At 74.1% G+C, this 24,255-nt stretch carries 25 protein-coding genes; 14 read left to right on the top strand and 11 right to left on the bottom strand.

Annotation, left to right across the window (positions count from 1 at the left end):
* The first annotated feature begins 150 nt into the window (after nucleotides 1-150).
* From LQ326_RS22200 to LQ326_RS22190, 3 genes are read left to right on the top strand one after another with little or no spacing between them, the layout of a single operon-like run.
* Nucleotides 151-774 (top strand): DUF6230 family protein, encoded by a 624-nt coding sequence (locus tag LQ326_RS22200; protein WP_234539067.1) that lies wholly within the window; start codon nucleotides 151-153, stop codon nucleotides 772-774.
* Nucleotides 765-1,250 (top strand): DUF6114 domain-containing protein, encoded by a 486-nt coding sequence (locus tag LQ326_RS22195; protein ID WP_234539065.1) that lies wholly within the window; start codon nucleotides 765-767, stop codon nucleotides 1,248-1,250. Before LQ326_RS22200 ends, LQ326_RS22195 begins: the two co-directional genes overlap by 10 nt.
* Entirely contained in the window at nucleotides 1,240-1,908 is a 669-nt protein-coding gene (locus LQ326_RS22190) for a hypothetical protein (RefSeq protein ID WP_234539064.1), read from the top strand. The genes LQ326_RS22195 and LQ326_RS22190 overlap by 11 nt, the downstream gene beginning before the upstream one ends.
* 97 nt (nucleotides 1,909-2,005) lie before the next feature.
* Here the strand turns inward: LQ326_RS22190 and LQ326_RS22185 are convergent, their stop codons facing one another.
* From LQ326_RS22185 to LQ326_RS22175, 3 genes are read right to left on the bottom strand one after another with little or no spacing between them, the layout of a single operon-like run.
* On the bottom strand, nucleotides 2,006-2,596 hold the full coding sequence (locus LQ326_RS22185; RefSeq protein ID WP_234539063.1) for a hypothetical protein: 591 nt from the start codon (nucleotides 2,594-2,596) through the stop codon (nucleotides 2,006-2,008).
* Nucleotides 2,590-4,077, bottom strand: coding sequence for a sensor histidine kinase (locus LQ326_RS22180; protein WP_234539062.1), 1,488 nt, complete (start codon nucleotides 4,075-4,077; stop codon nucleotides 2,590-2,592). Before LQ326_RS22180 ends, LQ326_RS22185 begins: the two co-directional genes overlap by 7 nt.
* Complete coding sequence (locus LQ326_RS22175) at nucleotides 4,074-4,766, bottom strand: response regulator transcription factor (protein ID WP_234539061.1); 693 nt, start codon at nucleotides 4,764-4,766, stop codon at nucleotides 4,074-4,076. Before LQ326_RS22175 ends, LQ326_RS22180 begins: the two co-directional genes overlap by 4 nt.
* A 139-nt stretch (nucleotides 4,767-4,905) precedes the next feature.
* On the opposite strand from LQ326_RS22175, the gene LQ326_RS22170 reads away from it, so the two are divergent.
* Nucleotides 4,906-5,775, top strand: coding sequence for a DUF3152 domain-containing protein (locus tag LQ326_RS22170; RefSeq protein ID WP_234539060.1), 870 nt, complete (start codon nucleotides 4,906-4,908; stop codon nucleotides 5,773-5,775).
* A gap of 178 nt (nucleotides 5,776-5,953) precedes the next feature.
* Here LQ326_RS22170 and LQ326_RS22165 read toward each other — a convergent pair whose 3' ends face one another.
* Entirely contained in the window at nucleotides 5,954-6,346 is a 393-nt protein-coding gene (locus LQ326_RS22165) for a cold-shock protein (RefSeq protein ID WP_234539059.1), read from the bottom strand.
* A 204-nt stretch (nucleotides 6,347-6,550) separates the two neighbouring features.
* Between LQ326_RS22165 and LQ326_RS22160 the strand changes: the two genes are divergently transcribed.
* A complete protein-coding gene (locus LQ326_RS22160) occupies nucleotides 6,551-7,348 on the top strand; it encodes an SAM-dependent methyltransferase (protein WP_234539058.1) in 798 nt (265 codons plus the stop codon).
* Nucleotides 7,349-7,355: 7 nt separating this feature from the next.
* Here the strand turns inward: LQ326_RS22160 and LQ326_RS22155 are convergent, their stop codons facing one another.
* From LQ326_RS22155 to LQ326_RS22140, 4 genes are all read right to left on the bottom strand, one after another.
* Nucleotides 7,356-8,612, bottom strand: coding sequence for a hypothetical protein (locus LQ326_RS22155; RefSeq protein WP_234539057.1), 1,257 nt, complete (start codon nucleotides 8,610-8,612; stop codon nucleotides 7,356-7,358).
* Nucleotides 8,609-9,769: a dolichyl-phosphate beta-glucosyltransferase gene (locus LQ326_RS22150; protein WP_234539055.1), complete on the bottom strand. Its 1,161-nt coding sequence runs from the start codon at nucleotides 9,767-9,769 to the stop codon at nucleotides 8,609-8,611. The genes LQ326_RS22155 and LQ326_RS22150 overlap by 4 nt, the downstream gene beginning before the upstream one ends.
* A gap of 137 nt (nucleotides 9,770-9,906) precedes the next feature.
* Nucleotides 9,907-10,455 (bottom strand): hypothetical protein, encoded by a 549-nt coding sequence (locus LQ326_RS22145; RefSeq protein WP_234539054.1) that lies wholly within the window; start codon nucleotides 10,453-10,455, stop codon nucleotides 9,907-9,909.
* A gap of 10 nt (nucleotides 10,456-10,465) precedes the next feature.
* Nucleotides 10,466-10,972, bottom strand: coding sequence for a SigE family RNA polymerase sigma factor (locus tag LQ326_RS22140; protein ID WP_234539053.1), 507 nt, complete (start codon nucleotides 10,970-10,972; stop codon nucleotides 10,466-10,468).
* A 209-nt stretch (nucleotides 10,973-11,181) separates the two neighbouring features.
* Here LQ326_RS22140 and LQ326_RS22135 point away from each other — a divergent pair, with 209 nt between their 5' ends.
* From LQ326_RS22135 to LQ326_RS22125, 3 genes are all read left to right on the top strand, one after another.
* Nucleotides 11,182-12,600 (top strand): hypothetical protein, encoded by a 1,419-nt coding sequence (locus tag LQ326_RS22135; protein ID WP_234539052.1) that lies wholly within the window; start codon nucleotides 11,182-11,184, stop codon nucleotides 12,598-12,600.
* Between the two features lie 41 nt (nucleotides 12,601-12,641).
* The gene (locus tag LQ326_RS22130; RefSeq protein WP_234539051.1) at nucleotides 12,642-13,859 is read left to right on the top strand and encodes an AAA family ATPase; all 1,218 of its coding nucleotides are present in this window, start codon (nucleotides 12,642-12,644) and stop codon (nucleotides 13,857-13,859) included.
* 206 nt (nucleotides 13,860-14,065) lie between these two features.
* The gene (locus LQ326_RS22125; protein WP_234539278.1) at nucleotides 14,066-15,325 is read left to right on the top strand and encodes a vWA domain-containing protein; all 1,260 of its coding nucleotides are present in this window, start codon (nucleotides 14,066-14,068) and stop codon (nucleotides 15,323-15,325) included.
* A 336-nt stretch (nucleotides 15,326-15,661) separates the two neighbouring features.
* Here the strand turns inward: LQ326_RS22125 and LQ326_RS22120 are convergent, their stop codons facing one another.
* Nucleotides 15,662-16,342 carry a helix-turn-helix transcriptional regulator gene (locus LQ326_RS22120; protein ID WP_234539050.1) on the bottom strand — a complete coding sequence of 227 codons (681 nt, stop codon included), beginning with the start codon at nucleotides 16,340-16,342 and terminating at the stop codon, nucleotides 15,662-15,664.
* Nucleotides 16,343-16,516: 174 nt separating this feature from the next.
* Here LQ326_RS22120 and LQ326_RS22115 point away from each other — a divergent pair, with 174 nt between their 5' ends.
* Entirely contained in the window at nucleotides 16,517-17,485 is a 969-nt protein-coding gene (locus LQ326_RS22115; protein ID WP_234539049.1) for a pyridoxal-phosphate dependent enzyme, read from the top strand.
* A 269-nt stretch (nucleotides 17,486-17,754) separates the two neighbouring features.
* Here the strand turns inward: LQ326_RS22115 and LQ326_RS22110 are convergent, their stop codons facing one another.
* Both LQ326_RS22110 and LQ326_RS22105 read right to left on the bottom strand, forming a co-directional pair.
* On the bottom strand, nucleotides 17,755-18,147 hold the full coding sequence (locus LQ326_RS22110; RefSeq protein ID WP_234539048.1) for an SCO5389 family protein: 393 nt from the start codon (nucleotides 18,145-18,147) through the stop codon (nucleotides 17,755-17,757).
* 47 nt (nucleotides 18,148-18,194) lie between these two features.
* The gene (locus LQ326_RS22105; protein WP_234539046.1) at nucleotides 18,195-19,154 is read right to left on the bottom strand and encodes an ATP-binding protein; all 960 of its coding nucleotides are present in this window, start codon (nucleotides 19,152-19,154) and stop codon (nucleotides 18,195-18,197) included.
* Nucleotides 19,155-19,398: 244 nt separating this feature from the next.
* Between LQ326_RS22105 and LQ326_RS22100 the strand changes: the two genes are divergently transcribed.
* The 5 genes from LQ326_RS22100 to pqqB all read left to right on the top strand — a co-directional run bounded on the left by LQ326_RS22100 (nucleotide 19,399) and on the right by pqqB (nucleotide 24,231).
* Nucleotides 19,399-20,874 (top strand): purine-cytosine permease family protein, encoded by a 1,476-nt coding sequence (locus tag LQ326_RS22100; protein ID WP_234539043.1) that lies wholly within the window; start codon nucleotides 19,399-19,401, stop codon nucleotides 20,872-20,874.
* Entirely contained in the window at nucleotides 20,871-21,416 is a 546-nt protein-coding gene (locus tag LQ326_RS22095; RefSeq protein WP_234539042.1) for a cysteine hydrolase family protein, read from the top strand. Before LQ326_RS22100 ends, LQ326_RS22095 begins: the two co-directional genes overlap by 4 nt.
* Nucleotides 21,417-21,713: 297 nt before the next feature.
* The gene (locus tag LQ326_RS22090) at nucleotides 21,714-22,115 is read left to right on the top strand and encodes an SseB family protein (protein ID WP_181809386.1); all 402 of its coding nucleotides are present in this window, start codon (nucleotides 21,714-21,716) and stop codon (nucleotides 22,113-22,115) included.
* Between the two features lie 50 nt (nucleotides 22,116-22,165).
* Complete coding sequence (locus tag LQ326_RS22085; protein WP_234539040.1) at nucleotides 22,166-23,278, top strand: hypothetical protein; 1,113 nt, start codon at nucleotides 22,166-22,168, stop codon at nucleotides 23,276-23,278.
* Between the two features lie 56 nt (nucleotides 23,279-23,334).
* Entirely contained in the window at nucleotides 23,335-24,231 is an 897-nt protein-coding gene (pqqB, locus tag LQ326_RS22080; RefSeq protein ID WP_234539038.1) for a pyrroloquinoline quinone biosynthesis protein PqqB, read from the top strand.
* Nucleotides 24,232-24,255: the final 24 nt, after the last annotated feature.

Below are 24,255 nucleotides of genomic sequence, written 5' to 3'. Positions count from 1 at the left end.
AAGGGAGCAGCAGAAGTTGCGTCACTCGTCCGGCGGGCCTGGCGTGCGGTCGGTCCGCGCGGCGGGGAGCCTAGGATCCACACCGGACAAACGGGGCATCTGCCGCCTTGTCGGCATGGGTGGGTCCAGCTCACGACCGAAGGAGACGGGATGTCGCACCGCGCCGGGAGAACCCGTTGGAGACGCTTCGCGGTGGTCCTGGTGCCCAGCGTCGGCGCCTGTGCGACCCTCGGCATCGCCATGGCACAGGGAGTGCTCGCCGCCTCGTTCTTCATCTCCGGCCGGCATTTCCAGCTCGCCGCCGACTCCCTGACCGCCCGCGGGTTCAGTCTCTACGGCATGGTCGACGTGACCAGGGAGCACCAGCTGGTCCCCGTCGTGGTCTCCGGCTTCCGGCATGCCACGATCAACGGGCTGTGCCAGTCCGTCGTCGTCGACGTCCCGGTGCTGGGCCCGCAGACTCTGCGGCTCACCGGCGGTGACGGCCGGCCGGTCGAGACCTCGGACTTCTTCATCGACGCGACGGCCGAGTCGGTCGGTGAAGCGAATTTCAGCGGCATCGACATCGGCGTCGCCCAGGGAGCCCTCACCAAGGGCCCGGTCAGGTCCGGAGACCGGAACTCGAGGTTCTTCGACCCCGACGGCGTCGCCCAGCAGGCACTGTCGACCACCCTGAACGACGTGCAGGTGAGCGCGGTGGCGGTGTCCGCCGGCACGTTCAGCATCCCGGGCCTGCGCGTGCGACTCGAACAGGGCGACCACGCATGCTTCTGAACCCCCTGGCCAGGGGCGGACGCGTGATCGCCGGCCTCTTCGGCCGTGGACGGCAACTGCTCACCAGGGCACCGGAGTTCCGACGCGGCTTCCGCACCTGGCGTGGCGAACGTCCCTTCTGGGCCGCGCTGTTCACCTTCGCCGCCGGTCTGCCCATCCTCTACTGGCCCTACGCGCACCTGAGCCTGGGTGGGATTCCGCTCGCCCTGTCGACCACCTCCGGTGCCGGTTCGCTGCTGATCGGAACCCTGCTGCCGGCCCTGGGGGTCGGGCTCTGCTGGCGCCCCCACCTCCGCGTGTTCGCCGGGATCGCCACCCTGCTGCTCGCCCTCATCTCCTTCCCCGTCGCGAACTTCGGCGGTCTCTTTCTCGGGGTGGCATCAGGTCTGATCGGCGGTTCGCTTGCCTGTGCCTGGCTGCCACCCCGGGCGGACGAACCGACGACGACGGCGGAAGAGGGACGCAGTGGCACCTGACCCGCGCGCCGGTACGGCCCGTCTCGCGCTCGGTCGCGGGGCCCGGCCCTTCGCGGCCGCGCTGGCCGTGGCCGGCGTCGCCGCGCTCCTGCACCTCGGCCTGCCGCAGGCGGCCGGCGGCATCGCCGGTGCTTCCGCCGCGCGGCTGCGTCCGGTGCCTTCGGTTCGATCCGCGAAGGGCCCCTGCGTGCTCCGGGCCGACCGCCTGGTACTGCGCGGCGCGCGGTTTCGCGGGGTGGTCTCGGTGAGCACCGGGGGCGGGACCGTCCGGGCCCTGAAGTTCACCGTACGGTCGCTGGACGCCGTCAACCTCGATCTGACCGCGGGCCGGGGCCGGGCGGCGATGCGCCTCCGGGCGAGGCCGGCGACCACCTCCACGCTCAGGGGGCAGGGCGCCGGCGGGGTGGCGACCCTCTACGTCCGCAAACTGACGGGCAGGGTCACGAGCATCAGCGGCGGCCGGCTCCCGGCGCACCGCACCGTCACCGTCACCCCTGACGCCGTACCCCACTGGCTGTCGCACCTCGCCACCCGCTCTTCCGCGCGCACCATCACCTTCAGCGGGGCGACCGCCTCCCAGATCACCCAGTTCGGCGGCCGGCTGTCCATCAGGGGGCCACAACTGCGGTCTGCGGCACGGGGGCGGCACGGTGCGTGAGGCGGGCCCGCGGGCGCCGACGCGGACGGTTGACCGGACGCACCCGGCCGTCCCGGACCGGGTCACCGCATCTGCCGCGGCACCGTTTGACGGGCCGTCACGACGGCTCAGGGACCGGGCACCTCGTGGCGGCCGTATCGACGCGCAGGCCGCTCGCGAGCGTGACCGTCACCGGTTCGGGCTCGGCACCGGAGGCGGCCGTACGCTGTGCCGCCTCGGCCGTGCAGGCGAGCTGCGCGGCCGCGAGCCCGGGATCGGTCAACTCGGCTGTGGGGAACGACAGTTCGACGGAGATCCGGTGGTCGCGCGCTGTCACCTTCACGAGGTCCGCCCAGCGGGACGCGTTCGGCAGGGCGGTGGCGCCGCCGTCCGGGACGGCCGGGGCCGCCGTCGGCACGGCCCTGGGCAGCGGCAGCCGCGTCGTCAGTCCCTTGAGCCGCTCCGCGTCGGTCGGGCCCAGGAGCAGTGACCGCAGCGCCGTCTCGGCGTCGCCCGGCGCGTCGGTCCTGCGCCGCACGGCGATCAGGGTGCCGTCCCGCACCAGGTACACCCACGTCGTCGGCACGACCCCGCTCGCGGGACCGCCCGCCTGCACCACACCGGTCGTGGGGATGCCGCAGGAGGCCAGGGCGCCCGCGGCCACGACGAGCAGGAGCGCGCGGCGGGCCCGGCCCAGGAGGGTCACCACGGTTCCTCCTGGAGCACTTCGGCGGCCGGCAGCGGGAGCCGTACGGTGAAGACCGCGCCGCCCCCGGGCCGGTTCGCGGCGCGTACCGTGCCGCCGTGCACCCGGACGTTCTCCGCGGTGATCGCGAGGCCCAGGCCGCTGCCCTCGGTGCGGGTGCGGGCGGCGTCCGACTTGTAGAACCGCTCGAAGACATGCGGCAGCACGTCGTCCGGGATCCCGGTTCCGCTGTCCAGCACCTCGATCACCGCGAGCCGTGCCCCGCCGGGCTCCGTGCCGTCGTACAGGCGCAGGGTGACGGGCCGGGCGCCGTGCCGCAGCGCGTTGCCGACCAGGTTGGCCACGACGACGTCGAGGCGGCGCGGGTCGACGCGGCCGCGCAGGGCGCCGGGCGGCGGCAGGTCGCACTCCACCAGGCCGGTCCAGGCGCGGGTGCCGAGGGTGCGCCGCAGGGACTCGGCGAGGTCGATCTCGTCCAGGTGCAGCACCGCGGCGCCCGCGTCGAAACGGGAGATCTCCATCAGGTCGTCCACCAGCCGGGCCAGCTTCACGGTCTCCTCGCTGATCAGGCGGACTGCGGTGGCGGTGTCCGGGTCCAGGCGGGCGGCCTCCTCGTCGAGGACGTCGGTGACGGCGGACATGGCGGCGAGCGGGGTACGCAGTTCGTGGGAGACGTCCGCGGCGAACCGGCGGGCCCGGGCCTCCATGCCGCGCAGCTCGGCCACCGACTTCTCCAGCGCGGCGGCCGTCTCGTTGAACGTGTGGGAGAGATCGGCGAGTTCGTCGGATCCGTCGACGGCGAGCCGGGTGTCCAGGCGTCCCTCGGCGATGCTGCGGGTGGCGTGGCGCAGCGCCCGTACCGGGCGCAGCACTCCGCGGGCGGCGAGCAGCGCCAGCAGCACGGCGAGCGTCAGCGCGGGCACGGCGGCGCGTTCGGCCGCGGTGACCAGGGCGTCCACGTAGGCGCGTTCGGTGGTCTGCGGCACCGTCAGGAAGACATGGACGCCGGAGGCGTACACGCCTTTGACGGGTACCTGGGCGAAGGTGACCGACATGCCGACGACCAGTGCGGTGCGGTCGCCGACGGCCACCCGCTGGAAGACGGTGGCCATGCTGGAGCCGACGGCCTCGCGGACGGCCGGGGTCAGTTCCGTGAAGCGGTCGCCGGGGGCGGAGGTGGCGCTCAGCCGGCCGTAGGCGGCCAGTACCCGCCAGGTGCCGGAGGGCTCGGAGCGGGCGACGTCCGCCGCGAACCGGGCCAGCGCGTCCTCGTCCGGCGGGAAGGCGAGGTCCGGGGCGGAGCGGCCGACCTGGGTGCGCAACTGCTGGATCACGGCGTCCTGGCTCTGCTGCAGCACGCCGGTACGGGCCTCGCGGAAGGTCAGGGCACCGGTGGTGCCCGCGGTGACGGCGGCGACCAGCGTGAAGGCGAGCACCAGCCGGATCCGCAGACCGCGCAGTTGCGGGAGACGAGGGCGCCTCACCGGGCCGCGAACCGGTAGCCGAAGCCGCGCACGGTCTGGATGTGACGCGGCTCGCGCGTCGGCTCACCCAGCTTGGCGCGCAACCGCCGTACGCAGGCGTCCACCAGCCGCGCGTCCCCGTGGTAGCTGTGCTCCCACACCGCCTCCAGCAACTGCTGCCGGCTGAACACCTGACCGGGCGCCGCGGACAGGGTGAGCAGCAGCCGGAGTTCGGAGGGGGCGAGCGGGACCGGCACACCGCCACGGGCGACCGCGAGCCCGGCCCGGTCGACCGACAGGTCCCCGTAGGTGTCGATCTTCGGTATGCCGCCCGTGGCGGGTGCGCCGCCCGCCCGGCGCAGCACCGCGCGGATGCGGGCCTCCAGCACCCGCGCCTGCACGGGCTTGACCACGTAGTCGTCGGCGCCCGCCTCCAGGCCCACGACGATGTCCTCGTCGTCGCCGCGCGCGGTCGCCATGACGATCGGCAGGGTCTGGTCGAGGCCGCGGATCCGGGAGCAGACGTCGAGTCCCGACATCCCGGGCAGCATGAGGTCCAGCACCACGACGTCCGGCCGGAAGGAACGCACCCGTTCCAGCCCGTCCTCCCCGGTCGCGACGGGGGCGACCTCGTGACCCTGGCGGCGCAGGGCGAGGGCCACCCCCTCCCGCACGGCACGGTCGTCTTCGATCAGCAGTACGCGTGGCATGCGCTCAGTATCCGCATCGGATCCGCACAGCCGCGCATTTGTTACGGGATGATCATATAAACCCGCAACCGCTTGCCTGTTATCTCTTCGTTATCGCACGCGCCAGATCCGATCACATTCCGATCACAGCCTGACGGTCATGACCACGCGCACAGCACGTTCCTCCCGTGGCCGTCGACGGAGCGGCCCCTCCCACGCCGGCCCCAGCGGACGGAGGCGGCGCGGGCCGGTCTGGGCGGCCGTGGCCGCGCTGGCCGTCCTGGGGGCCGCCGGTTTCGCGGCCGTCGACGGGAGTCCGGCCGGTACGGAGGCGGCCCACGGCGGGGCACCGGCCGGGCCCACCGAGCGGGCCCGGGCCGGCCGCCCCGGCGCCACCGGTCCCGCGCCCGGCTCGGCCGCCGCCTCCGGCTTCCCGCGCCCCAGCACCTCGGCCACGCCCGGGATCCCGGCCACGGGACCGGGCACGTTCGTCACCGCGGCCGGCGCGAGCACCAGGGTCGGGTCCGGCACGGTCCTGCGCTACCGGGTCGACGTCGAGAACGGCATCGACCTGTCCGCGACGGACGTCGCCCGGCAGGTGGAGCGGATCCTGGCCGACCCGCGCGGCTGGACCGCCGACGGCCGCTCGGCGTTCGAACGGGTGTCGAGCGGTCCGACCGACTTCGTCGTCCGGGTCGCGACGCCCGGGACGGTGGACAGGATCTGCGGGGAGTACGGGCTCGACACCGGGGGCGAGGTCAACTGCAACGTCGCGAAGAACGTCATGGTGAACCTCAGACGCTGGCTGCTCGCCACCCCCGTCTACGCCCATCGCGTCAAGGACTACCGGGCGCTGATCATCAACCACGAGGTCGGCCACTTCCTGGGCCACGGCCATGTCGGCTGCCCGGGAGCGGGGCAGCCCGCCCCCGTGATGATGCAGCAGATCAAGGGCATGCACGGCTGCCTGCCCAACGTCTGGCCGTACGACGGGAAGGGCCGGTACCTGACCGGACCGGCCATGTCCTGACCCGGAGGGACGACGGGTACGCCGACCTGGTCCGTCCAGGCGACCGCCGGCGTCTGCTGGATGCCCGTCGGCCCCTGGCAGGGGCCGGGCGTGCCGGCCCTCTGGGCGGTCGCCGCCCTCACGGCGGGCGGCCGGCTGCTTCGCGCGCGATGCGTGAACCGGTCGCCCGCCGCTGCGATCAGCCCTCGATCCAGCCGTGGTTCTTCGCGAACTGGGCCAGCGCGCCCCGGACCCGCACGATCTCCTCGGCGGTGAGCGTGGGCGCCGACGCCAGCAGCGTCTCGGTGACCTCGCGGGTGAACTCCTCCGCGCTGAGCAGATCGCACAGCGAGTCGTCGTCCGGTCCGAGCGTGCGGACCACATCGGCTCCGCGGACGAGCCGGACTCCGGACGCCTTCGGACCGCGCTCGCCGCTCTCGATGTCGAACTCCACCGCAACACCGGGGCGGACGTACGACTCGGGCATCTGCATGTCGTTCACATGCAGGAAGACGTCCTCGCCACCACCGTCCGGAGCGATGAACCCGTACCCGCGCGAGCTGTCGAACCGCACCACACGACCAGTAACCATGTAAAACCCCCAACCAAACCGGGCCACCTGCCCGGACACCTGGCCCCGATGGTAGTCAAGCCCGGCCCGGTCGGTCGACCGGAAGGGAACAGAAGGGGAGCAGAGCGGGGAACTCCGGACGCCGACACCGAAGTTGATATGGAAAGCTGTCGCCAGCCGTCGGTGAGCCAAAGGGAGCCGGGACGGTCGTTGAGAGGAGCGCACGTGACGCAGGACGGCACCGGGTCCGTGGAGATCGACACCAGCAAGCCGCACCCCGCGCGGATCTACGACTACCTCCTGGGCGGCAAGGACAACTACGAGGTGGACCGCAAGGCCGGTGACCAGCTCGCCTCCGTCGCGCCCGAGGTCTTTATCGGCGTCCGGGCCAACCGCGGCTTCCTGCAGCGCGCGGTCCGGCACGTCATCGACAGCGGCGTCCGCCAGATCCTCGACATCGGCACCGGGCTGCCCACCTCGCCGAACGTGCACGAGATAGCCCAGGAACTGGCATCGGACGTCCGCGTCGCCTACGTCGACAACGACCCGATCGTCAAGGCCCATGGCGACGCGCTGCTCAGCCGGGCCGGCACCACCAGTATCGTCCTCGCCGACCTGCGCGACCCGCGGTCCGTCATCGAGCACCCCGAGGTGCGCCGGATCATCGACTTCGGCGAGCCCGTCGCCCTCTTCCTCGTCGCCGTCCTCCACTTCGTCCGCGACGAGGAGGAGCCCGAGCGGATCGTGGCCACCCTGCGCGACGCGCTCCCGGCCGGCAGCTTCCTCGTGCTCTCGCACGCCACCGGCGACTTCGCCGACCGCAGCGAGGCGCGGGCCGTCTACAACAACGCGACCGCCTCCATGAACCTGCGCCCCAAGGCCCGCGTCGAGCGGTTCTTCGACGGGCTCGAGCTGATCGAACCCGGCGTGGCCCAGGTTCCGTTCTGGCGCCCGGACACCACCCCGCCGGCCGGCTCCGACGAGATCGGCTTCTACGGCGGGGTGGCCGTCAAGAAGGCCTGAGCCGTCGTCAGGGCACTCCGAGCTCGAACAGGGCGTAGCCCGCGTACGAGCCGGAGGCCAGGGCCGCGATGCCCAGCACAACACAGAGGCAGGGCAGGCTGACGCGGCGCAGCGCGACCGCCAGGGGGACGAACAGCGGGAAGGCGGGAAGCAGATAGCGCGAGACGTTCGCGAAGTACTGCTGACTGCCCAGCACCAGGGCGAGGGTGAGCACCGTGTGGACGACCAGCACCGCCGGCGGCCGCAGCCGGAACAGCAGCGGCAGCAGTGCCAGGTCCAGCAGGACCACCCCGACCCCGATGACGTCGGCGAAGGGGAGCGCGAAGAGATAGCCGAAGTGGCCCACGGGGACGGACGTCAGGACGTCCAGGGTCTGCTTGCCGTAGTCGAACTCGTGCCCCCACGCGCCCGACTGGAGGGCGAAGTAGCCGCCGTAGTCGCCCATACGGTGGCCCACCCAGCCCAGATAGCCGAGCAGACCCAGCGGTGCCACCAGCATCGCGGTGAGCGGACGGGCGACGCCGTCCTCGCGGCGGCGCAGCGCGGGCAGCGCGGCCAGGGCGAGGGCGGCGATCAGGGCCGCGGCGGTGGGCCGGTTGAGCCCGGCCGCGAAGACCAGCACCCCCGCCGTCAGCCAGCGGCGGGTCAGCACGGCGTACAGGGACCAGGCGGCCAGGGCCACGTACAGCGAGTCGGAGTAGACCGCCCATTCCACCCCGGAGCCCGGCCACACGGCCCACAGCCCGGCCGCCGCCGGCCCTGCCCGCCGGCCGCCGAACCACGCGGCCACGGCGGAGATCCCGAGCGCCGCCGCGAACGACGCCACGACCGACACCAGCAGCCCAGCCCCGAACGGACCGAGACCGGTGACCTCCATCGCCACCCGCATCAGCGCCGGGTAGAGCGGGAAGAACGCGGCTGAGTTGCCCTGGAGGGTGATCAGGCCGGTGGCGCCGGGTACCGGCACCAGCGCGGGGTGGTAGCCGTGCAGGGCGATCTGCTGGTACCACCACCCGTCCCAGGTGCCCAGCACGTCCCAGGCGTGCGCGCCGCCCCCGAACCGCGGATGCTTCCCGCGGAAGTCGCCTGCCGAGTCCAGCAGATACATGAAAGAGCCGAAGCCGATGAGCTTCAGGACGCCGTACACGGCGAGGGCCGGGCCGTAGCGGCGGACCGTGTCGCGCAGCCGCTGTCCGGGGCCCGGCGCGGCGCTTTCCAGCGCGGCGGTCAGGGGCGGTGCCGTGCTCCGCAGGGACGTGGTCATGAGGCCCGGGATCCGGTCCGGCGCCGCCCGCCGAGGGCCGGCCGCGCGAGGAGGAGGGACCCGGCGAGGAACAGGTGGGCGGCGGCGAGTACGGCGAGTTCCGCACGTAGCCCGGCGGCGGGGGCCGCGAGCCGCAGGACGGCGAGCGAACCGGCGGTGACGGTGAGCCGGGCGGCCAGGGCCGGCAGCGCCGGCAAAGTGGTCCCGGCGGGCAGCGGAAGCCGGCCGCGGACCTGCTGGGTGAGGGGCCGGCAGACCAGCAGGGACAGCGCGTTGGCCACTTGCGCGGTGGCGTCCGGCCGCAGGGCCGCGTACAGGAGCAGATGCGCGAGAGCCATGACGGCCGCGGGGACGGCGTACGGCCGTGGTGGCCGCCCCGCCGGCAGCGTGCCGCGGACCAGCGACACACCGAGCCTCGCGATGCCGCGCAGATCGGCGAGCGCCGTGGACATGAGCGCGACCCGGCTGTCCTGGTCGTCCACCCAGTCGACCGGCACCTCGTGGATCCGCAGCCCGGCCCGCTCCGCGATCACCAGCAGCTCGGTGTCGAAGAACCACGCGGAGTCCCGCACCAGCGGCAGCAGCCGCGCGGCGGCGTCCCGCCGTACGGCCTTGAACCCGCACTGCGCGTCCGAGAACCCCACCGCCAGGGTGCAGCGCAGCAGCACGTTGTAGCAGCGGGAGATGACCTCCCGCTTCGGGCCGCGCACCACCCGGGCACCGGGCGCCAGCCGGGTGCCGATGGCCAGGTCGGAGTGGCCCGAGAGCAGCGGGGCGACCAGCGGCAGCAGCGCCGCGAGCCCGGTCGACAGGTCCACGTCGAGATAGCCGACGACCGGCGCCGAGGACGCCGACCAGGCGGCCCGCAGCGCACGGCCGCGGCCCTTCTCGGCCAGCCGTATCCACTCCACCTCGGGCAGCTCGGCGGCGAGCCGGGCCGCGATGAGCGGGGTGGCGTCGGTGCTGGCGTTGTCGGCGACGGTGATCCGGAAGGGGTACGGGAACGTCTCCCGCAGGTGGGCGTGGAGCCGGCGCACGCTCGGCTCCAGGTCCGTCTCCTCGTTGAACACCGGTACGGCCAGGTCGAGGACCGGTTCGTCGTGGTGCGCCGGAGGCGGCGGCGCCGGAACCGGGAAGGTGGCCCGAGCGTGATTCATAATGTTTTTTGGCATTCGTACTCGTTTTCGGGGCGCGCCGAGGGCACACCCGGTGGTGGGGGTGGGTGACGGGTGCGGTCCGGTGCCGGGCGGTTGTCCGACCGTTGTCGGACCGCTGTCCGGCCGCTGTCCGGCCGTTATCCGGCCGAGTCGACCGTGGCCGACGAGCCGGCGGACGCGCCGCCCGACGGGCTGGAGTTCGCGGTCGCGGGTGCCGACGGCGGGGACGTGGTGGACGAGCCCTGGGCGGCGCCCTGGGTCGTGCCCGCGTCCGGGGTGGCCGTGGGCGTCGTGGTCGGTGAGGAGGAGGCGGTGTCCCCGCTCGTGGCCGGCGGGGTGACGTCGGGCGCGGTGGTGGCCGTGGGCGGGGGAGCCGAGGTCGTGACGCCGGAGGGCGGCGGGCTGGGGGACAGGCTCGGCGTCGGCGCCGTACCGCCGGTGGGGCTGGCCGCGGGCCAGGGGTGCGGTGCGCTGGGCTCGTCACGGACATCGGAGTGGGGCCACAGGAACAGGCCGAGGCAGAGCCCCGCGGCCGCGAGGACACCGCCGGCCGCCCGCCGGGCCGCCCGCACCCGCCGTCGCGCCCGCACACCGGCCCGCAGCCGGTCCCGATGCCGGGGCTCGAACGCCGCCGGTTCCCGGTCGCCGTGCATCAGCTGCGTCAACTGCCGTTCGAAGTGATCCATGGCCTCTTCCTCACCCCACCGGCTCGATGACGTCCGCCAGCAGATCCCGCAGCCGGGCCACCCCGCGCGCCGCGTGCGACCGGGCGGTGCCCACCGGGCACCCCAGCACCTCGGCGACCTGCCGGTCGGGCAGGTCCTGGTAGTAGCGCAGGACGACTGCGGCCCGCTGACGTGGTGTCAGCAGCGCCAGCGCGGCCTCCAACCGGGAACGCTCGGCGACGATCGCCGACATGTCACCGGCCACCGCGACCTCGGGCAGTTCCTCGACGGGGCGCTCGCCCCACCAGCGGCGCCGCGCCGAACGGGCCGCCGCACGCGCCATGACCTTCCGGACGTACGCCTCCGGTGCCTCGTCGGCGATCTTCGGCCAGACGAACCACAACCGGACCAAGGAGTCCTGCAACAGATCCTCGGCCCGATGCCGGTCGCCGCCGGTGAGCAGACGGGCCAGATGGAACAGCCCCGACCAGCGGGCCGCCACGAACTCGTCGTACTCACCGGCCCGAGCCTGCTCCATTCCCACGGTCCCCGCTCTCCCCGGCTGTCTACACCTGGGAAAAGGCCCTGGAAGCGGCAGAACGCTGCACCCGGTCGGGGTGATCCGCGTCACGTGCGCACCGGTGCGTAATCGGCTGGCAGACCGGGGCGAGGCCGCCGTATGCTCGCCGCGATGACCACTTACTCCGCTGTCAGATTGGGGGTCCCGTCCGCTCAAGGTGAGTGCTGATGGCCACTCACTTCACGGACGGGGACACCCGCCTCTCCCTGTGGCGGCGCGTGCGCGAGTTCGCCGTGCCGCCCGCCATGATCGAGACCGCGACCGCCCGCCGCACTGCCGGGGACTGGGCGGGGGCCGCTGCCGCCGCCGGTTTCGACATCGACCTCGACCTGCGCGCCCTGGCCCGTGCCTGGGGCCGGGACGTGAAGGAACAGGTCCGCGCCGACCTGCGCCGGCTGGCGCCCGACCTCTTGCGCTGGCATCTGCCGAGGGTCGCGCCAGGCGGGCTGCTGCGGCCGGGGCTGACCATGCCGCTCGCCCGTTACGACACCGGGGACGGCGCTGTGTGCCTCGTGGTCCGGACCCCGCCCGCCTGGGCCGACGCCGGGCAGCGGATCAGCCTCGCGCTGTGGGACGGCACGCTGACCGAGCCGGCCGCCCGGGGGCATCCGCATCCGCGCCCCAGCCGGCGGTTCCGCTTCGACCTGCACCGCCATCTGTGGGACGCGGGTGCCGCCGGTGAGCTGCGGATCCGCGCAGGCGCCGAGCGGCCCGCGTACGCCGACCGGCCCGCGTACGCCGACCGGCCCGCGTACGGCGAACGGCCCGCCCGCGGCGGATCCTTCGTGTCCGCCGACGGACTCCTGGCTCGCGAAGAAGCGTCGTGTGCCACGGAGCGGTGGGCGGACGAGGCGCTGATCGTGCTGGATGCCGAGGGACGGGACAGCGGCATCGTCGCCGTACGCCTGAGCGGCCGGCGGCGGCTCGCGCTGCGACTCGCGGCCGACGGGACCCTGTCCGTCGGCCGGGACGACGGCACCGGCGCGCTGCCCGTGCTGCCCGACGCGGCGACCTGGACGCTCCCCGACCTGGAGCTGCTGCGTGCCGGGCTGGTCGACGCCGACCGGTTGCATCCGCTGGTCGCCGCGGCGCTCGTCCCCGGACACGAGGCGGCCACCCGGGTCCCGCTCACGGACCCGGCCGGGCAGCAGCCGGGCCTCGTGGAGTGCCGGGGCGCCCGGCACCGGATCGGCATGGTCGACGGAGTGCTGTCCCCACTGGACCACTCGCCGGACGAACTGCGGCGCGAGGAACTGCTGGTGGCGCTCGGCGGCCCGCCGCTGCCCTGCCTGCGGGTCATCGACGAGGCGCACCGCCGCCCCGACTGCCTCACCGGCGTCCGCGAGCGCCTCGACCACGGGGACATCGCCGGTGCGCTCGCCGTCGTCGAAGGCCTGCTGGGGCCCGAAGCCGTGCTGCGCGACGGCCCGTTGAAGGACGAGCTGGAGTCGGCCGCGCAACGCCGGATCACATACGGCCTCTACCGCGCGGGACTCGCCGGATCCCGCACCGGGCCGGTCCGTACCCGGCGACGCCGGTCCGTCCGCGACCCACGCCTGGGCCCACGCCCCGCCACCTGGCGCTGACACCCACCCACTTGCTTTCTCACACCCCAAGGTGATCTCCCATGACCACTCATGCCCCTGACCAACTCGCCGTCGCGGACACCCTGCTGGGACTCCTCGGCGAATCCGTCACCGAACCCCGGCCCGACACCCAGCTGGAGGCGCTCACCCTCGCCGTCGCCGCCGACCTGCCCGTCCTCCTGTGGGGCGAGCCCGGCATCGGCAAGACCGCCGCCCTGAACCGGCTGGCCGAGACGCTCGACCTGCCGCTCACCACGGTGATCGCCAGCGTGCACGAGCCGTCCGACTTCTCCGGCCTGCCCGTCGTAGGCGACGACCCGGCCGTCCAGGGCGTCCCGATGGCCCCGCCGGACTGGGCGGTACGGCTGGTGCGGGCCGGCCGCGGCCTGCTGTTCCTCGACGAACTGTCCACCGCGCCCCCGGCGGTGCAGGCCGCCCTGCTCCGGCTGGTCCTTGAGCGTCGGGTCGGCGCCCTCCGGCTGCCGCCCGGCGTACGGATCGTCGCCGCCGCCAACCCGCGTTCCTCGGCCGCCGACGGCTGGGAGCTGAGCCCGCCGCTGGCCAACCGGTTCGTGCATCTGCAGTGGGCCCACGACCACGAGGTCGTCGTCCGCGGTCTCGGCGGCACCTGGCCGCGGGCGATCCTGCCCCGGCTCGACCCGGAACGGCTGCCCGCCGCGGTGGACTTCGCGCGCCGCGCGGTGTGCGGCCTGCTCGCCACCCGGCCCACGCTCGTCCACCGGCTGCCGAGCGGCGAGATGCGGCGGGGCGGCGCCTGGCCGTCGCCCCGCAGCTGGGACATGACGCTGCGCCTGGTCGCCTTCGCGCACGCCGCCGGCTCCTCCCGGGACGTGCTCTCCCTGCTGGTCAGAGGGACCGTCGGGGACGGCCCGGGGCTGGAACTGCTGGCGAGCGTCGACCGGATGGAGCTCCCGGACCCCGAGACGCTGCTCGCGGACCCGGCCGCGGCCGACCTGCCCGAGCGCGGTGATCTGCGCCAGGCCGTGCTGGACGGTGTGGTCGCGGCGGTCCGCGAACGGCCGGAGCGGTCCCGGTGGGACGCCGCCTGGGCCCTGCTGGTGCGGGCGCTGGACACCGGAGCCCCCGACCTCGTGGTCGTCCCCGCCACCACCCTGGCCTCGCTGCGCCGGGACGACTGGGACGTCCCGGCGGCGATCGAACGGCTCGCCGGAGTGGTGGCGGTGTCCCGCCGCGCCGACCGGGCCGCCGAACGCGTCACCGCGAAGGCCGGCCGATGAGCACCGAACCGGGTACCGAAGCGAGCGCCGACGTGAGCACCGAACGATGCGCCGAACGGAGCGCCGACGTGAGCACCAAACCGAGCGTTGGCCCGGACGTCGGCCTGGGCACCGGTCCGAGCACCGGCTCGGACGTCGGCCCGGGCGCCGGCCCGAGCACCGGCCTGGGCACCGAATCGAGCGCCGAACCGGAGGCCGCACCGGGCATCGACCCCAGCACCGCCCCGGACGCCGTACCGGCCGGGGCGCTGGACCTGGACAAGCTGTACGCCGCCCGGCTGCAGGCCGCCCGGGCCCGGCCCTACCTCGCGACGGCGCTGTTCGCCCTGCACGTCGTGGCGTCCCGGCAGGTGCCGACCATGGCCGTCGACAAGCACTGGCGGTGCTACGTCTCGCCCGCCTTCGTGGACCGGATGCCGGAGGAGGACCTCGCCGGCGTGTGGGTGCACGAGGTGTCGCACCTGCTGCGCGACCACCACGCGCGCAGCGACCGGGTGGCGAGGCAGCGCGGGCTGACCGGGGCCGGTGAGCGGCTGCGGATGAACATCGCGGCGGACCTGGAGATCAACGACGACGCGTACGGCGACGGCCTGGCCCAGCCGCAGGGCGCCGTCCGGCCGTACATGCTGCGGCTGCCCGAAGGCCAGTTGATGGAGGAATACCTGCGCCAGTTCCGGCTCGGGCCGCTGACGCAGGACCTCACCTGGCTGGACTGCGGCAGCGGGGCCGACGGCCGGGAACGGGAGTGGGACCTGGGCCCGGACGGCGCGCACGGCCTCAGCGAACAGGAGCGGGACGGGGTCCGGTTCCGGGTGGCGCAGGCCATCACCGGGCGGCCGGGCAGCACGCCGGACGGCTGGCGGCGCTGGGCGGAGGAGGCCTTCCATCCGCCGCAGCCCTGGCGGGAGTTGCTGGGCGCCGCGGTCCGCTCGGCGGCTGCGGCCGCCGGCGCCGGTGACGACTACAGCTACGGCCGCCCGTCGCGCCGCTCGGCCGGGCTGCCCGGCGTGGTGCTCCCGAGCCTGCGCCGCCGCCCGCCGCGGGTCTCGGTCGTCATCGACACCTCCGGTTCGGTCAGCGACGCCGAACTGGGCAGCGCCCTGCTGGAGGTGACCGCGATCGCCCGCGCCGTCGGCGGCCGACGGGACCTGGTCTCCGTGCTGTCCTGCGACGCCGCCGCCCGGACCGTGCAGCCGCTGTGCCGCGCGGAGGGCATCGCGCTGGTCGGCGGCGGCGGTACGGACCTGCGCGCGGGCTTCGCCAGGGCACTGCGGGCGCGGCCGGCCCCGGACGTCGTCGTCGCCCTCACCGACGGCCAGACACCCTGGCCGAAGACACAGCCGGCCTGCCGGACGGTGGTGGGCCTGTTCCCCCGGCGGTACGGCGGCACGTCATGGGAGACGGACGACCCCGGCTACGTACCGGACGCACCGCCCGCCTGGGCCCGGGTCGTCGACATCGGCTAGCACAGCCGGCTTCGAGTCGTGTGCGCTGCCCGTGCGGCTCCGGATGCTCTGGCGGCGGCTGACGACCGGGCCCGCGTCCCGCGCAGACGTGGACGTGCCGGCCAGGCGGTGGCGGGGGTGGCGGGGCGCGGTGGACGTGCCGACCGGGCGGTGGCGACACGGCGGGCGAGTCCGCCGGGGGCGGCGGGCGCGACGAACGCGGTGCCGACGGCTGCCGGACCGGGCCGGGGCCCAGGTGCCGGGCAGTCGGTGCATGCCACCGTCGAGCACGGGGCGGGCCCGTAGCGCGTGGTCGGACGACCCGACGGCGGCCTCGGTCTCGAAAGGGGCCGTCGGTCAGCCGGCGCGCGCCGCCGACAGGTAGGTGTAGGCAGAGGCCCGGGAGATGCCGAGGCGGGTGGCGACCTGCTGGACCGCGCCGCGCACCGCGAAGACGCCCTGCCGGTCGAGGTCCCGGAACAGTGCCAGCCGTTCCTCGCGGGTGAGGTGGGGCCACGGCTTGGGCCGGCGGAGCTGGCCGGCGTCGACGATCGAGTCCAGGACGGCGGTGACGTCGTCGCCGAACGTGGTGGCCGGCGGCGCCCCGGGCCCGCCGCCGACCCCGGCGAGGCCGCCGACCAGGGCGTGCACCTGGTGGACGGCCGTGACGTCGAGGTTCACGCACAGCGCCCCGAACGCCGTGCCGCGTGAGTCGCGCAGCACCATCGTGGACGACTTGACCAGCTTCCCGTCCCGGGTGCGGGTCAGGTAGTTCAGCTCGTCGCGTGCCTCGTCACCGGCCGCCAGCAGTTTCACGCCGATCTCGCTCATGGAACCGCCGACCCCCCGGCCGGTTACTGATCCGGCGAGGGCGACGACGGAGTGCTCCGGACGGCGGAAGTCGTGGACGACGACCTCGCAGAAGGAGCCGAAGGTCGCCGCGATCCCGTCGACGACCGGGGACAGCGCGCCGATGATCGCGTCCTGTTCGGCCCGCGCCGCCGCCTCCCCGCCCGCAACCGCCCGTTCCTGTGCCATCGGCTCGCCTCCGTGCCATCCGCCCCGATCTGGTCTGGACTTCACGTCCAGATGATAGACAATCAGTCCATGCGGTCGGCGCCGAGCGGCCGCCGGCCGGTGACGAACGGCCGCTGTCACGTCCGTCGCCGGCGCCCACCCGGCACGCGGCGGCGCCCAGAACGGAGGACGAACATGCCCGACACTCCGCCCGTGACCCTCCGGGACGTGCAGGACGCGGCGGCGCGGATCAAGGGCGTGGCCCACCGCACCCCCGTGCTGCGCTCGCGCACCCTGGACGAACTGGTCGGTGCGGAGGTCTTCCTGAAGTGCGAGAATCTCCAGCGCGTCGGGGCGTTCAAGTTCCGGGGCGCCTACAACGCCGCGTCCCGGCTGTCCGCCGCGCAGCTCGCCAAGGGCATCGCCGCCTACTCCTCCGGCAACCACGCCCAGGCCGTCGCCCTCGCTGCCCGTGAACTCGGGACCACCGCCGTCATCGTGATGCCCGAGGACAGTCCGCGCGCCAAGCTGGAGGCGACCGCCGGATACGGCGCGGAGATCGTGACGTACGACCGCTACACCGGCGACCGGGTCGCGATCGGCGAGGCCCTCGCCGCCGAACGCGGGCTCGCGCTGATCCCGCCCTACGAGCACCCGCACGTCATCGCCGGACAGGGCACGGCCGCTCTCGAACTCATCGAGGAAGCCGGCGAACTGGACGCCCTGGTGGTGCCGGTCGGGGGCGGCGGGCTGATCGCGGGCAGCGCCACCGCCGCCAAGGGGCTGCTGCCCGGGATCAGGGTGGTGGGGGTCGAGCCCGAGGCCGGCGACGACACCAAGCGGTCCCTGGCGGCGGGACACCGGGTGTCGGTCCCGGTGCCCCGTACCATCGCCGACGGCCAGGCCGCGGACATCCCCGGGGAGCTGACCTTCTCCCTCAACCAGCGCTTGGTGGACGACATCTCGCTGGTCGGCGACGACCAGATCGGGGACGCGATGCGGTTCGCCTTCGAGCGTCTGAAGACCGTCCTGGAGCCGAGCGGCGCCAGCGGTCTGGCCGCGCTGCTCGCCCACCGGGTGGCGCCGCTGCCGCGCCGGATCGGGGTCGTCCTGTCCGGCGGCAACGTGGGCGCGGAGCGGTTCGCCGAGATCGTCGCCGGCTGAGCGCGCGGCAGGGCACGCGCGGCACGCTCACCGAGGAGCGGCGGCGGCGAGGAGCGCGGCGGCTTTCGGGATGCCGGTGCGCGACTCCCACGGGGCCGTCACCGCCGCCGTGGGCGTGTTCGGCCGGTCGGGACCGGCCGGCCCGGCCGGACTCGCCCCGGCCGGTCCGGGCGGCCGCCGCCGCGGTCTCCCGGAGCCCGCGGGCCGACGGTTCGCGCCGGAGCGCCCGCGGTGCCGGGCGGCTCTCGTGGAGCCGCCCGGCGGAGAACTCAGCAGTCGCGCAACTCCGGTGACTGGTTGAGGATCTGCGCGCGCGTCGAGGTGAACCGGGTGTGCGTCTCGCCGCCGCGCGCCCCGGGCGGGAACACCGCGACCCGGTGGCAGTTCTGGAAGGCCAGGGCGACCCCGAAGTGCCGCTCCAGGCTGCCCCGGATCGCGTCGGAGGACAGTGCCCGCAGCAGCTGCCCGCGCTCCCGCTCCGAGGGCGGCGGGGTCTGGTTGTCGGCGAACTCGGCGGTTCCGGAACGCAGTTCGGCGGCCAGTCGGGCGATCAGCTCGTACGCGTAGGGCAGTGACGTACGGACGGTTTCCATGAAGTCCTCCTCCCGTACCGCACCGTTCTCGGCTTCGGCGAGCAGTTGCGGGGAGACGTCGAGCGACATGTGGTGATGTCCTGTTCTTCTCGTTGTGGTCACTGAAGGTGGTGGTGTCAGACGAAGGCGGGCAGTGCCGCCGGGCCGTGCCGGAAGTCCGGATCGACCTGGGCGGCCAGGTCCCGGCCCGTCGCCGCGTCCGCCCAGGCGGCGGCGTTGCGCAGGTGGAACTCCACGGCGTGCCGCTGGAAGGCCTCCCAGTCCTTGCTCCGCGCGTCCACCGCGGCCCGCAGCCGGTCCAGCGCCCGGGAGTTGTGCCGCTCCAGCGCGCCGCCGCCCCGCCCCTGTTCCTGGGCGCGGACGTAGGGCGACAGCCCGCAGTGGGCCAGCAGGTCGTCGCCCACCCGCTCGCGCAGGAAGGCGAGGTCGTCCGCGCCGGCCACCTTGTTGCCGACCACGGCGACCGGGATCTGGAACTCGGCCGCGTGGTCCCGGTACTGGTGGTACACGGACAGGCTCTTGCGGGTCGGCTCGACCACCAGGAAGGTCATGTCGAAACGGGTGAACAGACCGGAGGCGAAGGCGTCGGCGCCGGCCGTCATGTCGACGACCACGTACTCGCCGGGCCCGTCCACCAGATGGTTGAGATACAACTCCACCGCGCCGAGCTTGGAGTGGTAGCAGGCCACCCCGAGGTCGCTCCCGGCGAACGCCCCGGTGACCATCAGCGGCACCCCGCCGACGTCCTGGACATGGCGGGAGTGCACCTCGTCGTCGCCCAGCAGCCGCAGCAGCCGCGAGCCCCGCCCCGGCGGTGTCGTCTTGACCATGGCCTCCCGGGACGCGATCCGGGGGTTGGTGCCGCGCAGGTAGTCCTTGATCGCGCCGGTCCGCGCACTCAGTGGCGGCGCCGCGAACAGCTGGTCCTCGTCGAGGCCGAGGGCATGGGCCAGGTGCTGGTTGATGTCACCGTCGATCGCCACGACCGGTGCGCCGGAGCGGGCCAGATGACGGGCGAAGAGGGCCGACAGCGTCGTCTTGCCGCTGCCGCCCTTGCCGACGAAAGCCACACGCATCCTCTGCCGCTCCTCCTTTTGAAAATGGAATTCATGAGCAAAGATTGGAGCGGGCGGTGGACGGTGTCAAATCGGGGTGGCCCGATCGGGTTGCGGATCCGGGTGGTTGACGGGGCCACAGGCCTGCCGGGGGTGCGGTGCCGTACGGGCCCGCTGCCCCGGGGCCCGCCTGATCATTTGTTCTTGACCGTCGTCACCGGCCGACCTAGCCTCCAGCCAACACACCTGGACGGATGGGCCGACGATGGCGGACGCACGGGAACCCGGCAGACAGTTCCAGGTCGAGACGCACGGGCTCGACGTGATCGGCGACGGGGACCGCAAGGGCACCCCGCGCACCCTGTTCTGGCCCTGGTTCGGCGCGAACGTCTCCGTCCTCGGGATGAGTTACGGCGCCTTCGCGCTCGGCTTCGGCATCTCCTTCTGGCAGGCGCTGGCCGCCGGTGTCCTCGGCATCCTCGCCTCCTTCCTGCTCTGCGGCTTCGTCGCGGTCGCCGGGAAGCGGGGCTCGGCACCCACCATGGTGCTCAGCCGGGCCGCCTACGGCGTCCGGGGCAACCGGCTGCCCTCGGTCGTCTCCTGGGTGCTCACCGTCGGCTGGGAGACCGTCCTGACCGCCCTCGCCACCATGGCCACCGCGACCGTCTTCACCCGGCTCGGCCGGGGCGGCGGCACCGAGACCGAGGTGGTCGCGCTGATCGTGGTCTGCGGGCTGACCGTGGCCGGCGGAGTGACGGGCTTCGACCTGATCATGCGGCTGCAGACCGTGATCACGGTGGTCACCGGCGTCCTCACCGTCGTCTACGTCGTCCTCGTCGCCGACCACATCCACTGGGCGACGGTGAACTCGATCCCGTCCGGCAGCGCCCAGGAGTTCATCGGCGCGCTGGTGTTCATGATGACCGGCTTCGGCCTCGGCTGGGTCAACGCGGCCGCCGACTACTCGCGTTATCTGCCCCGCTCCTCCGCCAGCCGGGGCGTGATCGGCTGGACCACCTTCGGCGGCTCCGTCGCCCCGCTGCTCCTGCTGGTCTTCGGGCTGCTGCTCGCGGGCTCCTCGGCGCCCCTGGACAAGGCGATCGCCGCCGACCCCATCGGCGCGCTCACCACCCTGCTGCCCACCTGGTTCCTGGTCCCGTTCGCCGTCGTGGCCGTCCTCGGCCTGGTCGGCGGCGCGGTCCTGGACATCTACTCCTCCGGACTGGCCCTGCTCTCCGCGGGCCTGCCCGTGCCCCGCTACCTCGCCGCCCTGGCCGACGGCGTCCTGATGACCGCCGGCTCCGTCTACATCGTCTTCTTCGCCGGCGACTTCCTCGGCCAGTTCATGGGCTTCCTCACCACCCTCGGCGTGCCGATCGCCGCCTGGTGCGGGATCATGCTCGCCGACCTGGCACTGCGCCGTCGCGACTACGACGAGGCCGGCCTCTACCGCCCGGACGGCCGCTACGGCGACGTCCCCCTGCTGCCCCTGCTGCTCACTCTCGCCGCCACCGCCCTCGGCTGGGGCCTGGTCACCAACACCGCCGCGAGCTGGCTGACCTGGCAGGGGTATCTGCTGGGTCCGCTCGGCCTCGGCGGCAGGTCCGGCGCCTGGGCGTACGCCAACCTGGGCGTCCTGGCCGCCCTGGCGCTCGGCTTCCTCGGCACCCTGGCCCTGGGCCGCGGCCGGGTCAGGGCCCAGGAGTCCCTGCCCGCGAGCGTCCCGGCGACGACCGTATGACCACCCCGCCCGGCCTCCTGGCCGTCATCGACATGCAGCACGTGTTCGCGGACCCGGCCGGCCCCTGGGCCGCCCCGCGCTACGCCGAGGCGGCAGCGGGCGTACGACGCCTGCTCCCGGCGTTCGGCTCGCGCACGGTCTTCACCCGCTTCGTCGCCCCGGCCCGCCCCACCGGAGCATGGCGTGCCTACTACGACCGGTGGCCCTTCGCACTCCGGCCTCCCGACGCCGAACTCTGGCGCCTGACGGACGAGTTCGCCGGGCAGGCCGAAGTCGTCCTGGACGCCCCCACGTTCGGCAAGTGGACCCCCGAACTCGCTGCCCGCGCCGCCCCGCACGGCCGCCTGGTCCTGGCCGGCGTCAGCACCGACTGCTGCGTCCTGTCCACCGCACTGCCGGCCGCCGACGCCGGCATCGAGGTCCTGGTCGTCGCCGACGCCTGCGCGGGCGCCGACGACGACTCCCACGCGAAGGCCCTGCACCTGTTGGACCTCTACCGCCCGCTGATCCGGGTGACGACCACCGCCGAAGTGCTCGCCTAGCCAGTCCCGGCGGAACACCGCCACGCTCTCCAGGACGCCGAGGCCGTCGGGAACCGTCACCCCGCCTGGCTCCCCCCCCGCCCCGCGCCACCCCTCTCTGCGCTCCGCCACCCCGGCCGGTTCCCGGCCGTGAGCTGCCGGGACAGGGGCGGCCGGGCGCGGTGCCCGCGTGCGGCGAAAGCCCCGGCCGTGTTCCGGCCGCATGCCCTGGCCAGGACCGGGTACGCGTGCCGTGGCCGCCCGGTGCCCTGCCGGACTTCCGCGGCCCGTACCACCACCGCTACCTGGGGATCTGCCATGGTGACACCCGCACACGACGACTTCCCGACGCCGGCCCAGCGGGCGCTCGACTCGCTGGCCGTGAACGCCGAGGACCACGACGCCCTGGACACACTCGCGCACAGTGACGTGCTGGTCCCGGTGCCGGACGACGCCGCGGAGGCGGCCGACCCCGCGATGATCGCCCTGCCCGTCCTGGAACGCCCCGACGGCGACCCCGTCGTCCCCGTGTTCACCTCGGAGGGGGAGCTGACCGGCCTGCTGCCGACCGTCTCCCGCTACCGCGTGGTGCCGCTCGGCGCGCTCGCCTCGCAGTGGCCCGAGGAGAACCTGTCGCTCGCCATCGACGGCAGCTCGGCGCACGCGCTGACGCTGACCTCGGAGGGAGTGCGCACCCTGCTGGCCCGGCCCGCGGGCTGACCGAAGGGCTCCGGTCACCGTGAGACCGCCGTGCGGGCCAGAATGGCGCCATGGAATGGATCTCCGGGGTGGCCGGGGGACTGGTACTGATCCTGGTCCTGCGCAGCATCCTGCGTACGCTCGTGGTCCCCCGCGGCCTGTACTCGGTGCTGGTCTACCGGCTGTGGTGGGGCCTGCGCCGCGTGCTCTGCCTCGCCGCGCACCGGGGCGGCTACCGGGCCATCGACCGCGCGCAGACCTGGCTCGCCCCGCTCATGCTGATCGGCATGCTCACCGCCTGGCTCGGCGGGGCGTTCCTCGGCTTCGGGCTGCTGCTGTACGCGTTCTCGCCGCTGTCCTGGAGCACCGCCTTCCGGGAGGCCGGCTCCAGCCTGTTCACCCTCGGCTTCGCCAGCGGCGACCGGCTGCGGCTGTCCGCGCTCGACTTCGTCGCCGCCGCCACCGGCCCGGTCGTCATCGCGCTGCAGATCGCCTACCTGCCCACGCTGTACGCCGCCTACAACCGCCGCGAACTGGAGGTCACCCTTCTGCAGTCCCGCGCCGGGGAGCCCGCGTGGGGCCCAGAGATCCTCGCCCGGCAGTGGCTCGTGGACACCGAGACCGCGCTGCCGGAGCTGTACCGGTCCTGGGAACGGCTGGCCGCGGACATGGGGGAGAGCCACGCCACCTACCCGGTCCTGCTGGCCTTCCGCTCGCCCCGCCCCTACCGCAGCTGGCTGGTCGGCCTGATCGCCGTGATGGACGCGGCGGCCATGCAGCTGGCGCTCGCCCCGCGCAGCGCCCCGCCGGAGGCCCGGCTGGTGCTGCGCGCCGGGTTCACCGCGCTGCGTGACATCGCCGCCTCCGTGCGGGCCGCCTTCGACACCGACCCGGCCCCGGACGCCCCCGTCGAGCTGACCTATGGTGAGTTCGAGGAGGCCGTGACCATGCTGGAGAAAACCGGCTTCCGGGCCGAACGCGGCACCGAGGAGGCCTGGCCGCACTTCCACGGCTGGCGGGTCAACTACGAGGCGGTCGCCTACGAGCTGTGCCGGCGCTGTGACGCCGTGCCCGCGCTGTGGACCGGTGGCCGCGACTTCCCCTCGGAGCCGATTCCGCCGCGGCGCCCGGTGGACCGGCGGCCTTCCGGAGGACGGCCGGAAGTTCCCCCCGAACAGGGGTGACACGGCGCGTCCTGAGGGAAGATCCCCGCAGGGGCCGGGGAGAGCGAGAGGGGCGGATGGTCGTGAGGGTCGTCCTGCTGGGCACCGCCGCCGGCGGCGGATTCCCGCGGTGGAACTGCGCCTGCGGGCTGTGCGCCGCCGCCCGGGACGGCAAGCTGCCCTCCCGGAGCCAGGAGTGCGTCGCCCTGAGCGGCAACGGCCGGGACTGGTGGCTGCTCAACGCCTCCCCGGACATCCGCGCCCAGCTCACCGCCACGGCCGCGCTGTGGCCGGGGCCGGGCCCGCGGGAGACCCCGGTGCGGGGCGTACTGCTCACCGATGCCGAGGCCGAGCACGTCGCCGGCCTGGCCGTGCTGCGCGGGGCGCCGGACCTCAAGGTGTACGCGGCCCCGCCGGTGGGGGCGGTGCTGGCTCCGCTCCGGGGCGCCCTGGACCGCTACGCCCCCTGGGAGTGGGCCGACAGCCTGGCCGACGGCGGCTTCGTGCTGGCCGGCGGCCTGGTCGTCACCGCACACCCGGTCGGCGCCACGGCCCCGGCGTACGTCCCGGCCGCGCTCGCCGGGGCCGACGGCCGCTGGGTCACGGCCTACCGCGTCGAGGACCTGGCCACCGGGGGAGTGCTGCTCTACGCCCCGTGCGTCGGCGCCTGGAGCGACACCCTGGACGAACTGTGCGCGGAGGCCGACTGCGTGCTGCTGGACGGCACCTTCTTCACCGCCGCCGAGACGGACGCCACGGTGGGCTCCGGTCCCCGGCGGACGGCGATGTGCCATCTCCCGGTCTCCGGCGCGCACGGCAGCCTCTCCGCCCTGGCCGGCCATCCCCGCACCCGCCGGATCTACACCCACCTCAACGACACCAACCCCCTGCTCGACCCGGCGTCCGGGGCCCGCGCCAGGGTGGCCGCGGAGGGCGTCGAAGTCCTCCCTGACGGGATCGAGCTCGCGATCTAGCGGACCGCCGGGGGCCAGGTGGCT

Source organism: Streptomyces shenzhenensis (assembly GCF_021462265.1).
Classification (GTDB): Bacteria; Actinomycetota; Actinomycetes; order Streptomycetales; family Streptomycetaceae; genus Streptomyces; species Streptomyces shenzhenensis.
Note: the sequence above shows the minus strand (reverse complement) of the source record. Positions and strands in the feature narration are given on the sequence as shown.